Annotated in this window: 11 protein-coding genes and 1 tRNA gene; 4 read left to right on the top strand and 8 right to left on the bottom strand. The window is 57.1% G+C overall.

Features of this window, described 5'->3' with window-relative positions:
• Positions 1–3 precede the first annotated feature (3 nt).
• Positions 4–2,289, top strand: coding sequence for a BACON domain-containing protein (locus KG007_RS10640; protein WP_213348734.1), 2,286 nt, complete (start codon positions 4–6; stop codon positions 2,287–2,289).
• A 60-nt stretch (positions 2,290–2,349) separates the two neighbouring features.
• Positions 2,350–3,147 (top strand): DNA/RNA non-specific endonuclease, encoded by a 798-nt coding sequence (locus KG007_RS10635; RefSeq protein ID WP_195461338.1) that lies wholly within the window; start codon positions 2,350–2,352, stop codon positions 3,145–3,147.
• 61 nt (positions 3,148–3,208) lie between these two features.
• Here KG007_RS10635 and KG007_RS10630 read toward each other — a convergent pair whose 3' ends face one another.
• On the bottom strand, positions 3,209–4,072 hold the full coding sequence (locus KG007_RS10630; RefSeq protein WP_213348732.1) for a nitroreductase family protein: 864 nt from the start codon (positions 4,070–4,072) through the stop codon (positions 3,209–3,211).
• Between the two features lie 129 nt (positions 4,073–4,201).
• Here KG007_RS10630 and KG007_RS10625 point away from each other — a divergent pair, with 129 nt between their 5' ends.
• Positions 4,202–4,648 (top strand): GNAT family N-acetyltransferase, encoded by a 447-nt coding sequence (locus KG007_RS10625; RefSeq protein WP_195461290.1) that lies wholly within the window; start codon positions 4,202–4,204, stop codon positions 4,646–4,648.
• Positions 4,649–4,690: 42 nt separating this feature from the next.
• On the opposite strand, the gene KG007_RS10620 is transcribed toward KG007_RS10625, so the two are convergent.
• The gene (locus KG007_RS10620; RefSeq protein ID WP_213348730.1) at positions 4,691–5,935 is read right to left on the bottom strand and encodes a nucleoside permease; all 1,245 of its coding nucleotides are present in this window, start codon (positions 5,933–5,935) and stop codon (positions 4,691–4,693) included.
• Positions 5,936–6,073: 138 nt separating this feature from the next.
• Here KG007_RS10620 and KG007_RS10615 point away from each other — a divergent pair.
• Positions 6,074–6,144 (top strand) — tRNA-Gln (locus tag KG007_RS10615).
• A 106-nt stretch (positions 6,145–6,250) separates the two neighbouring features.
• Here KG007_RS10615 and KG007_RS10610 read toward each other — a convergent pair.
• The 6 genes from KG007_RS10610 to KG007_RS10585 form a co-directional block, all read right to left on the bottom strand.
• On the bottom strand, positions 6,251–8,470 hold the full coding sequence (locus KG007_RS10610) for a DUF5689 domain-containing protein (protein ID WP_213348728.1): 2,220 nt from the start codon (positions 8,468–8,470) through the stop codon (positions 6,251–6,253).
• Between the two features lie 5 nt (positions 8,471–8,475).
• Positions 8,476–9,351, bottom strand: coding sequence for an endonuclease/exonuclease/phosphatase family protein (locus KG007_RS10605; RefSeq protein ID WP_213348726.1), 876 nt, complete (start codon positions 9,349–9,351; stop codon positions 8,476–8,478).
• 18 nt (positions 9,352–9,369) lie between these two features.
• Positions 9,370–11,121 (bottom strand): RagB/SusD family nutrient uptake outer membrane protein, encoded by a 1,752-nt coding sequence (locus tag KG007_RS10600; RefSeq protein WP_195461286.1) that lies wholly within the window; start codon positions 11,119–11,121, stop codon positions 9,370–9,372.
• A gap of 13 nt (positions 11,122–11,134) precedes the next feature.
• Entirely contained in the window at positions 11,135–14,662 is a 3,528-nt protein-coding gene (locus KG007_RS10595; RefSeq protein ID WP_213348724.1) for a SusC/RagA family TonB-linked outer membrane protein, read from the bottom strand.
• Positions 14,663–14,764: 102 nt separating this feature from the next.
• Positions 14,765–15,754: a FecR family protein gene (locus KG007_RS10590; RefSeq protein WP_249413311.1), complete on the bottom strand. Its 990-nt coding sequence runs from the start codon at positions 15,752–15,754 to the stop codon at positions 14,765–14,767.
• 75 nt (positions 15,755–15,829) lie between these two features.
• The gene (locus KG007_RS10585; protein WP_195461284.1) at positions 15,830–16,366 is read right to left on the bottom strand and encodes an RNA polymerase sigma-70 factor; all 537 of its coding nucleotides are present in this window, start codon (positions 16,364–16,366) and stop codon (positions 15,830–15,832) included.
• Positions 16,367–16,494 lie beyond the last annotated feature (128 nt).

Raw genomic sequence — 16,494 nt, 5'->3', positions numbered from 1 at the left:
GCAATGAAGACATTCTTCCAATCGATGATGTCCTTTGCAGTAGCTGCAATGGCATTCACCGGGTGTTCTTCCGATCCGGAAGTAGCTCCCGAAGTACAACCTATTCAGTTGGAACTCATTGCCGGAAACACAACGCGGACCGAGATCGGTCCGGATAACAAAATCTCCTGGAGCGAATCCGGCGAAACCCTCAAAATCCTCGAAAAAGTAGACGCGGCGACTCTGAGCGCACTGGACAACAACGGTTACACGAAAGATGCGGCCTCGGGCAAAGCCTCTTTCACGGTTGCGCTGCCGGCCAAAACGGGGACCTCGTTCCATTACGCGACCCTCCATCCCAAAGGAGCTTACGCATCCAGCAGCAACACCGACTTCGCCGCAATCAAATTCGTCGTTCCCGAAATTCAGCTTCCGACAACAACGAGTTTCGACCCCGATGCCGACATTCTGGCATCGAAGACGATTGTGACCGACGCCCAGCCGACATCTCTGTCGCTTCAATTCGCCCGAATCGTCGCGCTCGGTAAAATGCAGCTGACCGACCTGGCCGTGGAAACGGACGAAACCGTTTCCGACATCACGTTCACCGCCCCCGGCAAAGTGGTTACCGGCCGCGGCAAATTCAATTTCGATACCGGCAATATCCTGACGGATCAATGGGGTTACTCCGGACAAAGCAAGGAATATGTTTCCATGCTGTACGACGATGTATCCGCGACTGCAACCTTCGACGCCTGGTTTTCCTGCGCCCCGTTCTCGGTCGGAGCCAACGAAACCTTTACCGTCGAGGTCGTTACCTCGCGAGGGACTTACACCCGCACCGTAACCATTCCTGCCGACGGCAGCCTGAATTTCACATTGGGCGACCTGACGACCTTCAGCGTCAATATGTCTTCGGCCGACTTTACCCCGGCCGTTACCGACCCCTCGGTCTTCACGGTTACCTTCGGCTCACATCCGGTCTCAAAAGTTAATTATACCCCCGAACTCAACCTCGGCGTGACGGGCAGTTCGGCATCGAAGCTCACATTCGCATTTTCGACTACCAGCGAAGCGATCCGAAGCACAAATCCATTAAGCGGTTACGACGGAGCATCAGGCGGCCACGGCTGGTGGTCGGCAAAAAATACGACCCTGACGCTCGGCAGTATCGACCTAAACGGTAAAAGCAACTTCGCCCTAACATTTGCCGCCGGAGCCGGAGCCACCACCATACAAGCTTCGATCTCCAAAGACGGGACCAATTTCTTCCCGCTCTCCCTAAACGACGCTGCCATAACGGCCGACAAGACCGGAACCGGTCTGCTGAAAACCGTGAACTTCAATCTGAATGCCGCCGTCACCGAAACCGTATTCATCAAATTCGAAAACACGGGTGCTAACAGTTGCCAACTCGACGACATCAAACTGATGCCGCTGGATGCTCCCGCAGAGGATTCTTTCCTGATCGACTGGAAAATAGCCCCCGGATTGACTACGACGCCCGACGACGGCGGAACGTTGAGTTTCGCCGCCGATAACGGTTCGGAGGCAGCTCCCGAAAGCCAGATGATCGAATATACGTGGGAAGGCGACGACTGCACGCTTACGTTCAAAAAAGCTGATGCGGACACGTGGTACACCGTTACGCAAAACGACAACGGCAACGGAACCGGCACGCTGACCATCCAGACCGATCAATACACAGCTACCGACGCAGATCGCACGGGTAAAGTAACGATAGCTTTAATAAAAAATAGTACCCCAGCAATAACACATGTCATTACCATCACACAAAAAGCTGCCGGGGCGACAACCATAACTTACGTGGAAGCAACGACAACGGATGATATTACCAATGGGGAATACATTTTCATAGGTGAATTTTCAGGAACATCCTATTATTTACCGACAACTCCAACCTCAACCCGCCCTGTTTCTTCAGCCATTCCGTCGAGTGTTATCTTTTCGGGAAATACCATATCATCACCCACCAGCGATATGACATGGACATTTACAACCTCCGGAGATGGTTTTATCATCACCTCAACAGCCGATCCAACCCAAGCACTCGGATGCATCAACAATAATAATGGCTTGAGTATCGGCAATTCCTATTCGAACCATATATGGACGCTCTCAAAAGTGAGTGCAAACTATGGTTGGAGTATCTGCGACACAAAAGCTCCGGGTAGTGGAAGTTCTATCTCGCCAAGGTACATGGCCACTTACAATGCAACCAATTGGCGAACATACGGAGGTGCAGGAACTAACCAGAACGGAACATTCCGCATTTTTAAAAAACAATGAACTTCGGGCGGGGGAGGTGACAATCCTCCCCCAGGCCCTACCCCGGGATTAAAACCCGCTATCCCCGAATATACCGGCTGGGCAGAGCTGCCCGCGGCAAAAGAGGATAACGACTACATCTGTTTTACGCACAAGGCGCTGCCGTCCGACGCATCGAAACGCAACTACTCGTTCTGTTTCGACAAGACAGTCAACTGCTCGCAATGGGTGGCTTATCCGTTGCATGCGTGCTATTTCGTCGACAGCGGCGTCAGGACGGACAACTTCGGCTACGACAAGGAATTCGAGTCGGCATGGGAAAGCTATGCCGGACAGTATCAGGCGAACATCGGCACGGGGGCTTACTACTCCGCGGCCGGCGTGCAGACCCACTCGCGGGGACACCAGTTACCCTCGGCCGACCGCAACCGTAACACCGCCGACAACAACACGACGTTCTATGCGACGAACATGACCCCGCAGTTGCAAACGCTCAACGGCGGCATGTGGCAGCAACTGGAAGGCAAAGTGCGCCAATGGGCTTCGAGCGATACGCTCTATGTGGTTACGGGAGCGTATTTTGCGAATAAAAACAACCTGGTTTACGACAACAAGGGCAGCGGAAAAGCCTGCCCCGTGCCGACGAGCTACTACAAAGTGGTATTGAAGTCGCGGGTAAGCGGCAAATGGGTTGTCGACTGCGCCGCCTCCGAGTTGCAATGCATCGGATTCTGGGTCGACCATGCTGCCGGAAGCTGGAGCATAACGGGAAGCGTCCGCAGCGTAGAAGAGATCGAAAACCTGACAGGCTTCTCCTTCTTCGCCAATGTACCCTACGCACCGAAAAGCAGTTACACGCTTTCCGACTGGAACCTGTAAACGAGAGGAGTCTATGGAAAAAGGCGGGGATGCTCGATCGCATCCCCGCCTTTTCATGTTTTTATTTACGCGTCACCTCCGCCGGCGTGCGGTCGATGTAGTTGGGATAGCGGAACTGCGGCATTCCGAGCGCCATCACGGCGCAGATGCGGCGGTCGTCCAGCCCCAGCATCCCGGCCAGTTTCTCCTGCTTGTCCTGCCGCAGGGCCGTCAGCACGAATCCCATGTAAATCTGACTCACGCCCAGCGCTTCGGCCATCAGCGAGGCATTCTGGTAAGCCAGGTTGGCATCCTCCGCCCCGAAACGGTTCGCCTTCGGGGCATGGATGAACAGCACCGCCGTAGCGCCCCGCAGGATACGGTCGCGCCCTTCGGCATATTCGCGCCGCAGGCGTTTGAAAACCGGAACGTAGCGGTAAACCCCCGGCACGATACGGCTCAGCCACGGTTTCACGAGGGGATGCAGCAGACGTTTTTCGAGTTTGCCGAAAACCCCGAGCGTATATTCCGCAATGGCGCGCAACTGCGCCGGGTCGGTCACCAGCGTATAGCCCAACTGGCGGGCGTTGCTCGCCGTCGGAGCACGGTCGGCCGCTGCGATAATGCGGTCCAGCATCTCCTGCGGCACGGGACGCGTCAGAAGGGCGCGGTTCGAACGCCGCACGGCCAACAGCAGTTCCACCTGTTCGGGCGTAGGCATCGCGGCGTAATCGGCCGCATGCACCCGCCCCGCCGGGAACTCCGCATGCTCCACCGATCCCGTGGGACAGGCTGCCACGCAATGCCCGCAGACGATGCAGTTTTCGGGTTTGTGCAGCGTCACGTCGCCGCCCGCCTTCTCCTGCACGAAAATCTGCGAAGGGCATACCTTCACACAACGGCCGCAGCGGATGCAGCTCGAATCATTCACACGAATCATATCCATATCATTCGATTTTTTACGTATCTTTGGTTTCCTAACGGCACTTCTATTTGCCGGAACCCCGGCACAAATCCGTTTTTTGGCCCTACCCGGCTTTTTCGTACCTTTGTACCGATTTCAATTCCCAGAACCATGTACCCCGTCATCATCCGTCCTTTCAGCCGCCTCTCCGCCGACGAATACCACCGCATCGTCCGGGCGCGGGAAGCCGTCTTTTTCCTCGAACAGCACATCACCGCCCCCGATGCGGATGCAGTCGATCCGCAGAGCGTGTTCCTGTGGATGGAGGACGGGGAACGCGTCGTGGCTTTCCTGCGCATCATCCCCGCCGGGATCGTCTACGCCGAAGCCTCCATCGGGCGGGTGCTGGTCGACGCCTCCTACCGCCGCCGCGGGTTGTGCCGTCTGGCAATGCACCAGGCCTTGCGCTACATCGCCGAACACTGGGGCCCGCAGCCCGTCCGTATCTCAGCCCAGAAGCACCTCGCGGAATTCTACGCGTCACTGGGTTTCGAAACCGTCTCCGGCGAATACTTCGAAGCGGGCATCCCCCATGTCAAAATGCTCCTGCGCAAATAAAAGAACCCCGGCGGCAAGGTCTGCCCCGCCGCCGGATTCCGATCAGTGTTTCACACCCTCCATTTCGGCCGGGTCGTGCTTGTATTTGAAGACGAAGGCGAAGACCACCGCCACCACGAGCGCATACCCTGCGAAGATGAACCACGAATCGGGCCAATGGAAGGCATCCACGACGGCGCCCGCGGCATACGAACCGAAGAAAGCGCCGAAACCGTTGGTCATGATCATGAAAACGCCCTGCGCCGAAGAGCGGATTTCGCGGCTGGTCTCCTTCTCGACGAAGAGCGACCCCGAAATGTTGAAGAAGTCGAACGCTACGCCGTAGACGATCATCGAAAGTACGAGGAACGCCGCACCCGACCCGGGGTTGCCGATTCCGAAGAATCCGAAGCGCAGTACCCACGCCAGCATCGAGATCAGCATGACCTTCTTGATGCCGAAGCGTTTCAGGAAGAAGGGAATCAACAGGATACAGAAGGTCTCGGACATCTGTGACAGCGACAGCAGAATTACCGAGTGCTTCACGATCGCCGAATCGGCATACTCGGCCATCGTGCCGAAATTCTGGATATAGCTGTCGCCGAAAGCGTTGGTAATCTGCAACGCAGCGCCCAGCAGCATCGAGAAAATAAAGAAGATGGCCATGCGCTTCTCCTTGAAGAGCGCGAAAGCCCGCAGGCCCAGCGTATCGACCCACGACTGCTTCTGCACGCTGCGCTGGACGGGACACCCGGGCAGCGAAAACGAATAGACCGCCAATACGAACGACAGCAGGGCCGAAACGTACAACTGCCACTCGGTGAGTTTGATCTGCACGCCCCCGATGTGCGTCAGGTCGACGAACCACATTGCGGCGATGAATCCCACGGTTCCCCATACGCGGATGGGCGGGAAGTGTTTCACGGTATCGAGCTTCGCCAGATCGAGGGCGTTGTAGGCCACCGAGTTCGACAGGGCAATGGTCGGCATGTAGAACATCACGCTCAGCAGCATGCAGCTATACAGCGGAGCATAGGCCGTCTGCGAGGCTGCGGCAATCAGAAACGCACCGCTGACAAGGTGGCAGATGCCCAGCAGTTTCTGCGCCGGAATCCATCTGTCGGCGATGATTCCCATCACGGCCGGCATGAACAGCGAGGCGATCCCCATCGTCGCGAAAAAACTGCCGATCTGCAATCCCGAGAAGTCGAGGCCGCCGCCCAGATAAGCGCCCAGCGAAATAAGCCACGAGCCCCAGATCGCATACTGGAGAAAGTTCATGACGATAAGCCGAAATTTAATTCCCATAATTTTCTGATTTTGTGTAAATTTTAAGTTTCAAGCGGTTTTTCCCTTCCGGGATTAAAGCAAATGTACGAAAAATAATTCGGAATTTTCTTTGCATTTGCAAAATAAAGTTCTACTTTTGCATCACCAAAATATCATTGAGCTATGGTGTAATGGTAACACAACAGATTCTGGTCCTGTTATTCTAGGTTCGAATCCTGGTAGCTCAACACAAGAAAGGATGTTCATCGCGAACATCCTTTTTTATGTTTTATAGCCGTAAAAAAGGAGTCCCGGACCCAACGGCCGGAACTCCCTCAAAAATCGGACAATACCCTACTTCGTCACGCAAATATCGTCGATAAACCAGCGCGAGAACTGACCCGAAGCCGGTTCGCTCGTGAAACGCACTGCCGTGGAAGCCGTCGCACCCTCGATCGTCAGCGTGAAATTCTTAAATTCCGTGTAGGTCAAACCGCTCACGACCTTTTTCGCTGCGCCGTCAATCGTACCGCCGCCGATCACCTCGACGACTACCGACTTCAGGTCGCCGTTCATGTCCTTGGCGCCGCTGTTCGAATGCACCGAAGTGTTCTTGTAAGCCATCGCGTCGAACGAGAGTTTCAGCGTTCCCGAAACCCCGAAAGCCGGGGTCAGCAATGCGCCCGTATTGTTCGTGTACGAACCCTGGGCCACGGTCTGCGTCTCGACAAAACCGATCTGGGCATATCCCGGACGCTGGCGGACATTGCTGCCCGAAAGACCGTTCTTCGTCGCTGCATCCCACGTCGCGATGTCGCTGCCGCAGAAGTTGAGCATGCCGGCCAGTTTGTCGCCGTGACGGTAGTCGAGTCCCGTCGTCAGGCGGTCGAACGGCTCGAAGTAGACCGCACCCGCCGGTTTCTGGGTATTGAAGGTGGGAATCTTCTCGACGACCACGCACGAATGGAGACGTATCTCACCGCCGTTACCCACCGTTCCGGCGTTCACCGTGACCTGATTGAACGGCGTAACCCGGATATAAAGCGTTCCGCGGCGTTCGAGCGGTATCTGCGGGGTAATGTCGATCGTCCAGTAGAAGAAGTTCTTACCGCTGCCGACCGTCTTGCCCTGCGGAATCACGAAATGCGGTTCATCGGTTGGGGCCGGCGTATACCAGACGGTATTGTCATTCGAATAAGAGAGCGTCCAGTTGGCCGGAGCCGTTCCCGATCCGCTCCATCCGAACGAGAAGCGGAACGCGCCGTCGATCGCCTCGTTGAGCGGGAAGGTGAAGAGCGCATAGTCCTTGTCCTTGCCGCTGGTCCACGACTTCATCGGCAGGTTGTGGTGGCCGCTGCCCTCGTTCCAGTAGCGGAAACCCAGATTGCCGCCCGAGGAGCTCAGTTTGGCGGTGATATTGGCCCCCGTGCCGTCCATGGCCGTCACGGCCACGCCGTCGATCGAACCCGTACCGTTCGAACCGGAATAATAGATATACTTGCCGTCGCCGTTGGTCGCCGTCTTGGTCATGATCGAAAGCACGTAAGGCAGCCCGATACCGCCGTCGAAACGGGGCGACGACATCGTAATGTCCTTCTCCGTACAGGGCATCACGGCATAAGCGCCGTCGTAAATTCCGGCAATGCCGCACAATTGGCCGCTCCCGACGGGAACCGCGTCGATACCGAACGTGCTGGCCTGGCGGGCGTAAAGCACGAACCGTTCGTCGTCCTGCGTCTGCACGGTGACGTTGTCGCTCAGCTTCTTGTTTATGTCGCTGACCACTACCTGCACATTAAGCGTCACGAACATCGACTCATACTCGCCGGACATCAGTTCGGCATAGGTCACGGGAATCGCCGCAGGCGTCACCTGCGTCGTCTCCGTCCGGCTCACCATCTCGTCCGAAGCAGGCTTCACCTCCATCACGCCGGTCGCGGCATTCACCCCGACGACCGCGCCTTTCAGGTCGATCTCCAGCTCTTCGCCCGGTTTGCGGTAGAGCACCTCGTCGGTGCGCAGCGTGATGCCGCAGTTGGCTTTCAGGGCGCTCTGAAGCGCGATGCAGTTGTCATAATAATTGTTGTCCTGGACACTCGACACCACGATTCCGCGCATCTTCACATCCTGCGTCACCGTGTAATCGCCGTCGGCGGCCAGTTTCCGCAGGTCCGGAATGCTCAGGTAACCCTGTGCCGTCGACGAAGCCTGCACGAAGGACAACTCCTCCACGACCGACGGGTTCCGTTTGGCCGTAACGCGGATCGTCAGCGTCCGGGCCCCGGAAGTATCGTTTTCGGCGATAGATACCGCTACGGTAGCCATACCCGTGGCTTCGGTCTTCGAAAGTTCGGCCCACGAGGTGTCGTCACCCGCTACGGAGATCGTCCAGTCGCAGTTGGCCGCAACGTCGAAAGAGAGCGTCGTTGCGAACGACGGCGCGAGAATCGCATGCGTGCTCAGCGAAACCGACTGTCCGGGCAGGTCCACGCCGTCTTTGCACGCCCCGGCCGCGAGCAGCAGCGCGAAGGCTGCCGCGATCCGGAAAAAGCTATTTAAAAATCTGTTCTTCATAATGCTTACTTTTTGAGGTCTACCAATACGGGAAGGTGGTCGGAAACCGTCATCACGTTGATCTCCTCATACGACGGCACGGCTGTCCCCAGCACCTCGTATTCCGGCGAGTTGCCCGTGTAGACGAGCACATAGTCGATGCGCGACGGCGAAGTGGTATTCACGAAGGTATTGGCCGAGGTGCTGATAATCTTCCACGATTCGAGCGCCACAGCCGGCAGTTTCGACGTGTTGAGGTCGCCGGCCAGGTAAATCGGCTTGGTGTAGGAAGCATAGTTGGCGGCGATATACTCGCTGATGATCTCGAACGACCGCAACCGGTTCGCCTCTTCCTGGTGACAGAAGTGCGTGGCGATGAAGATGTAATCGTCGAACTCCGCGAGGAAGAACTTGCGGGCCTCCGTACCGGGCAGGTCGCCGGCATAGGTGGTCTTGGGCGCCGCCTTGCAGAGGATGCCGATACCATATTCACCCCCGCGGTAGTCGATCGTCTTGCAGTAATAGGGACGCAGGCCCGTGCGGTCCGCCAACTCCCGTAACTGGTCGTTGGGATGCCACGTGGTGTTCTTGTCCAACTCCTGCAGCGCGATCACGTCGGGGTCCATCAGCGAGATGACCTTGGCCGTGTTGTTATAGTTCGCACGGTCGGTCCCGGAGTTCTGGGTCCACCCCTCGCAGCGATGGGTGTTGTAGGTCGCCAGCCGGACCGAATTGGGCAGGCGGTCGTAACCCTGCCCGTCGTAGGGATTCTCGGGTTCGTTGGAGGTCATGTCCCCGAAATCGAAATCGGAGTTGTCCCCGTCCAGTTCGGAGCAGGCCGCTCCGGACAGCATGAGGCAGCAACCGGAGAAGGCGAGCAATATGAATCGTTTGATTTTCATGATCTTTCGTTTTTCAGGTTAGAAATTCAGGCCGTCGTTCCAGCCGGGATTCTGCGAAATGGCGCCCTGTGTCAGCACCCGGTCGTCGGTAGGCACAGGATAGAGGTAGTCGCGCGCTTCGTTCCACGTACGGGTATAGTCCGTGTGAACGATGACGTAACCGCTCCCGCCCCCGCTGAGGAATATCTCCTTGCCGAGTTCGTACACCACCGGCGCCGAGGTCGAGGGCTTAGAGCCCGACCAGATACAGATGTCATCCACGCCGTCGCCGTTCAGGTCGTAGGAACCCGTGCCGGGGAAATAAAGTCCCGTGAAGGGCTTTTCGAAACGTTTGCCCTCCTTCCAGCGCATGATGTCCCAGTAGCGGAGGTTCTCCATCAGCAGTTCGACGGTACGTTCGCGGCGGATTTCGAGAATCACGCCCTTGTTGTCGCCCGTCACATTGGCATAGCCCGTTTCAGCCGACGCCAGGTAGGGGTCGGGGGCGGCATTGGCTGCTTCGAGCGAGAGGTTCACAACGCCCGCACGGTCGCGCAGCGGCTTGATCGCAAGGTCGATGTCGGCCTGCGTCAGCGTTCCCAGTTCGGCCTTGGCCTCGGCATAGTTGAGCATTACCTCGGCCGCGCGGAACAACGGCATGTCGCTCGTCGATGCGTTGTACGAATCGTACTTGGCCGCCTGCAGGTATTTCACCAACTGATAGCCGGTCATCGTCGCCGCAAGGTTCGGGGCCGACAGGGCCGTGTCGTCGATGCGTTTGTAGCCGGGCGTGCGAACCGTCTGGGCGAAGCGGCCGTCGCGGTTTTTGCTCTCGTCGGGCAGTTGCATCGTCTCCCAGCCGGGCTGCGCCGTGAAAGGCGTGCCGTCCTTCATCAGGTACATGTTGGCAATGTTCTTCAGCAGGCCCGGGCGTCCCATCGTGATACTCGTCAGGTAGCCGTTTACGTCGTGCTTCAGGCCGATGGCCGTGTTATAGGCCCGGGCGAGAACGATCTCCGTGTCGATGGCTTTGAGCGACGAGAACAGGTTGAGGTAAGGCGTAGTCCCCGACGTATAGACCGAATAACCGCTCTCGGTCATAAAGCGCTTCGAAGCCGTCTCGCACGCCGAAAGGTAACTTTCGTAACCCTCCAGTCCATGGTATTTGCGGAAGGTTCCCTCAAACAGGCAGACGCGGCTCTTGAGCGCCAGCGCCGTCCAGCGCGTCACGCGGTAAACCGACTTTTCGGCAGGCAGGTTGGCGATAGCGAAATCGAGGTCCCCGATCACCTTCTGCATCACCATTTCGCGCGAATCGCGGCCCTTGTAGAGTTCCTGGTCGTCCGAAGCGATCGGACGGTCGACCCAGGGCACATCGCCGTAGTACTTCACCTTTTCAAAATAGAAGTAAGCCCGGAAGAAACGCGCCACGCCTTCATACTGAAGCCGTACATGCTCGTCGGTACAGTTGGAAGAGTATTGCAGGAAGAAATTGATGTCGCGCAGTTTTTCCCATTTCCAACTGTCGGCCTTCGCCGGAATCGTGCGGTTGCCCAGCACCTCGCTCGTAAGCGTGGTTTTGGCAATGATATCCGCCGTCTCGCCGTAGATCGTCCCGGCAGCGGGGAAAATGGTATAGAAATCGTTGGTATAGAGCTGGCACTCCTCTTCCGTGTGGAAAAATTCGTCGGGAGAGAGCCTGTCTTTCGGGAAGCGGTCGAGTGCATCCTCACAGCTGTTCAGTCCGCACGCAGCCACTCCGGCAAGTAGATAAAGAATGTATTTTTTCATAACGGCAGTCGCTTTAGAAGGTTAAGTTCAGGCCCACGGAGTAGGTCCTACACCAGGGATAGACGTTCGACTTCTTGTCCTTGTCAGCAGCAGCCTGCTCGGGATCGAGGAAATCGTTTTTCAGGGCACTCCACGTAGCAAGGTTCTCGCCGCTGAAATAGACGCGGCACTCCTTGATGCCGACCTTCGAGGTCAGCCGCTTGGGAATCGTGTAGCCGACCGTAAGGTTTTTCAGGCGGCAGTAAGCCAGGTTCTGCAGATAGCGGTCGTTGGTATAGTAAGCCGTACCGGACGACGCATTGAGCGACGTGTAGGCGCGGGCACGCGGCAGGTAAGCGTCGGGATTGTCCTCGCTCCACACCCGGCTCATGAAGTTTTTGGGAATGAACGTCGCATAGGGACGGCTGTAAGGGCCCCAGAAACGCAGGTTGTCCGCGCCGGGATACCAGTCCAGCCGGCCGATGCCCTGCATGAACACCGAAAAGTCGAATCCATACCACGAGAAGTTGAGCGTGAGTCCGTACTGATAGCGGGGCGACGAGTTGCCGATCACACGGCGGTCGCCCGGATCGTCGAGCGTACCCGCGCCGCCGTTGACGATGTTGTTGCCGTCCAGGTCGAGGTACTTGATGTCGCCGGCGCGCACGCCTTTGCCGTAAGCGCCCGTTGCGGAGTAGTAACCCGCCGCCACGGTCGAGAGGTCGATCCGCGAAGCGTATTCGGCAGCCTCCTCGTCGGTGCGGAACAGTCCGTCGACCTTATAGCCCCATATTTCGCCGTATTTCTGGCCCACATAAGGCTGGTTGATCAGCCCCGAAGGGTTGTCGCACTTGGTATACTTGGCCGTATAGTCCGAGAACGAGCCCGTAATGCCGTAGCTGAAGGTGCTTCCCGCCAGTTTGAACGAGTCGCGCCAGCCGAGCACCAGTTCGTAACCCTTCGTGCGCAGGTCGCTGGAGTTGACCTGCGGCTCCGTAGCACCGTAGATCGAAGGCAGCTTCTTGCCTGTTCCGAGAATACCCTTCGTATCGCGGATGTAGAAATCGGCCGTGAGCGACAGGCGGTTGCTGAACATATTGAGGTCGAGTCCGAGGTTCTTCGAAACGACCTTCTCCCAGGTCTGGTCGCCCGACACGGGATCGCTCACCGTGGCATGCTGCCCGAGCGCCGTGCCGTCGAACGAGTAATCGCTCATCGAACCCTTGGTCGTGATGGTCTGGATGAAATCGTAGTAACCGATCTGCTGGTTGCCGAGCGAACCGTACGAAAGGCGTATCTTGAGGTTGTCGACCGTCTTGCGCAGGGGTTCGAAGAAAGCCTCTTCGCTGATGCGGTAAGCTGCCGAGAACGAGGGGAAGAAGCCGTAACGCTTGCCGCGCGGGAAGCGCGACGTACCGTCGTAACGGCCGTTGACCTCGGCCAGGTACTTGCCTTTATAATCGTAAGCCACACGATAGAACACGCCCATGATGGCATACTCGTTACGCCCGCCGTTGAGCGTAAAGTTGTTGGTTCCCTTGGCCAGGTTGAAGTCCGAAAGATCCTCGGACAGCAGGCCGTCGTTAGCCGCCGTAAGGTCGCGGAAATACTTGGCTTCGTAGTTGTAACCGCCGATAACCGTCAGGTTGTGCTTCTCGTTGAAGGACTTGTTGTAGGTTCCGTAGACATCGGCGACGTAGTAGTTCTGGTCCCACACGACCTCCTTGTATTTATTGGGGAAACTGCCCTCGGGTTCGGTCATCACCTCGCCCGGATACTGCGAATACTGGACATTGACGCTGCGGTAGTCGTTGTGCAGGTAACCCTGCGTATAGCTGAAATCGGCCTTGACGTTGAAGTTCTTGTGCAGCTTGAACGTGGCCTCGAACGTCGTGGTAATCTCCTGCGTCTTCTTGTTGCCGAAGCTCTTTCCCTTCTGCATCATGGCGCTGTAACCGTCCATCAGGTAGTGGGTCGAAGAGTTGGTCACCGACGTGTGCGACACGGCTGTTCCGTCGGGATTCACCGGCACGAACGACGCCAGCGCATGCAGCGTGGGTTTGCGGAAGTTGTTGTACTCGTCCTCGTAACCGTAATATTTGTAGTTCGACTGGAAGAACTTGGTGTTGCTGGCGATGGTCAGCCACGGTTTGATCTCGGCCTGCAGCTTCACGCGGAAGTTATAGGACTTGAACATGTCGGGCTCGATGCGGTTGACGCCTTTCTGCTGGTAGTAGCGCCCGCTGACCATGTACGACAGCGATTTGGTTCCGCCCTTGATGTTGATATTGTGGTCCCACGTCGGGCGGCTGTCGTCGTAGAGGTAGTTGTACCAGTCGAAGTTGGCCAGGTAGACATACTGCTGGCGGCCGTTGCGCTTGTCGGTAATCACCCACGGACGCGCCGGATTCTCGGTCTTGTCGTTACGCCGCTCCCAAAGGGCCTTGTAATCGGCATCGGTATAAGAGGTGTAGGGCGTGTTCTGCGTCGACATCATGAAGAAGTCGGCGATCTTGGCCGAATAGTAACCGCGGGTCTCGTAGTCGGTCGAAGTCGTGGGACTCGACACCGAAAAATAGCCGTTGTACGACACTTCGGCCTTCTCGTTGTATTTACCGCTCTTGGTCGTGATCAGGATCACGCCGAAGGCTCCGCGGGCGCCGTAGATGGCGGCCGACGAAGCGTCCTTCAGGACGGTGATCGACTCGATGTCGTTCGAGTTGATGCGGTCGGGATAGGTTTCCACGCCGTCGATCAGCACCAGCGGGTTACCGCCGTTGGGCGAGGTCGTACCGCGGATGTTGTAGGTGGCTCCGGCTCCGGGCTGGCCCGACGAGAGCGTCACGTTGAGGTTGGGGATTACGCCCTGCAGGGCGCGGCCCACGTTCGACACGGGACGGTCTTTCAGTTCCTTCTGCGATACGGTTGCCACGGCTCCCGTGAGGTTGGCCTTCTTCTGCACGCCGTAACCCACCACGACCACCTCGTCGATGCTCTGCTGGGCATAAGTCAGCACCACATCGAAGAACGTGCGGCTGCCGACGGTGGATTTGTAGGAGTCGAAACCGATAAACGACACCTCGATCAAGGCTTCGGGCGTAAGGGCCGGAACCGTGAGGGTGAAATTACCGTTCAGGTCGGTCGAAACGCCACGGGTCTGCCCGGCGTCGGTGAGCAGCACCGTCGCACCGATCACGGGTGCGCCCTTCTCGTCCTTGACGACGCCCTTCACCGTCTGGCGCTGGGGCGCAGCGTTCTTGACGAGGATGATGCGGCGGTTTTCGAAACGGCACGAACAGTCGGGCAGCATCTCGCGCACCACATCGGCCACGGGCTTGCGGACAACCGAGACGGAAACGATCCGTTTGAGGTCGAAATCGCCGTTGTTATAGAAAAACGTGTAATTGGTAAGTCGCTCTATCTCTTTTAGAACCTGCTCGATAGAGACATTATCCTTAGTGATGCTCACCGTGGGGGGGGGAGTTTGGGCCCGTCCTCCCGTGGCCAGTAACAGCAATAGCAGGGCTACACCAAGGATTTTGGCTTGGATAAGTTTACGCATGGGTTTGTAATTTAGGTGATGGTAAAAATGGCCCGGAACGGGGTCGGTGTTCCGGATGTGAAAGCGGGAAAGTCCAGGTCCTTTCTACATAGGCGCGTATTTTTATTGTTTTTTCGGGTGTTTGGGAATGATCGTTATGTGACGCCCGGCGCAGACATAGTCCATCTCCACGACGAGCGACATGGCTTTGAGTATCTCCTCGATATTTTCCTTGCGGTCCAGTTTGAACGACATGCGTACGTGCTGCACCCACTCGTCCGGCGCGTCGATCTCGACGGCATACCAGCGTTCGAGATTGGTGAGAATATCGCCCAGCGGCGTATCGTCGAACGACAGCGAGCCGCCCATCCACTGCGAGTAGTTCTGCGTCGAAACCGCCGAGCGCGAGGCCCGGCCGCTCTTCTTGTCGAAAACCAGCCTGTCGCCGGGTTTCAGCGTCACGGGCGCCGGCAGGCGGCCGCCGTAAGCGCGGATACTGCCGCTGCAAAGGATCGCTTCCGTCGTGGCGAACTCCTCGTAGTTGATCACGTCGAACTCCGTACCGAGCACCTCGATATTCATGTCGTTCATCTGCAGGATGAAGGGACGTTCCGCGTCGTGCCGTACCTTGAAGAATCCCTCGCCGCTGAGCTCCACCACCCTGCGGCGTCCTTTCAGGTCGCCGTAATAACGGAGCACACTCCCGGCATTGAGCCAGATTTGCGTACCGTCGGGCAGCATATACTCGCCCTTGTCGTGGGCCGAAGTCACGATATTGGTCTGCACTTTCGTTTGCAGGTAATTTTTCACGACGACGTAGTTTGCCCCGATCGCGAACAGCAGTACGGCAGCCGCAGCAGCTACGATGCGCCGAATGCGGCGCAGGCGGAACCTCTCGTCGCGGCGCATCGCCTCGTGGAGCCGTTCGAGTTTGCGCTCCCGACCCGCATGCTCTTCGACATGGAGTCCGTTCCAATACGCTTCCAGTTCCCGCTCCTTCTCGTCGCGCGAGGCAGGATCGCGCAGCCAGCCCGCGAAGCGCTGCTGCACCTCCCGGGGCATATCGTTGCCGAGGAAGGTCTCAATAATGTTTTTTACTCGATTTACAGACATAACAATCTTTCCCGTTTCATAGATAAGACGGTTTGGGCGTACGATACGCACGCCTGAAAAACAAAAAAGTTTTTTTTAGATGAAGAACAGGATCAGTGTGACGAGTTTGCGCAGCTCGGAGAGGGCCCTCGAAATCTGGTTTTCGACCGTACGGATGCTGATCGAGAGCTGCCGGGCAATCTCCTCGTTGGCAATTCCCTCCTCGCGGCTCATGCGGAAAATACGACGGCGCTGCCCGGGCATCTTCTCCACGGCCAACTGAATCAGCAGCAGCAGGTCGCGGTTGTCCACGTCGGGCAATTCGTATTCGGGCAGCAGATTGACCTGTTTGGCGAAGTTCATCCGCACCGTACGGCTGTCGAAACGGTCGTAGACGGCATTGCGGGCCATCCGGAACAGATAAGGACCAAACACGGTAACGCCGGCCATCGAAGTGCGGTTCTGCCAGATTTTCAGGAACAGGTCGTGGGTGATGTCCTCGGCCTCAGCCCGGTCCTTGAGCATGCGGCACAGGAATTCCTCCGTCTTCGCCGCATACCTCATATAGAGAGCGTCGAACGACGCACGGTCGCCGCGGGCAAGTTTTTCAAGCAGTATTCTTTCGTCTTCCATGGAAATCGCCGAACATGAACAGGCGGGGTAAAAGTAATAATTTTTTACTACTTGGTTACAGTCTGTGCAAAATTTAGTCTTTTTTCACCGGAGCATCCTACAAAAAGCGCATTTCGAAATTCGGGACG

This window comes from Alistipes montrealensis, assembly GCF_018362775.1.
GTDB lineage: Bacteria > Bacteroidota > Bacteroidia > Bacteroidales > Rikenellaceae > Alistipes > Alistipes montrealensis.
This window is presented reverse-complemented; position numbering and strand designations above follow the sequence as displayed.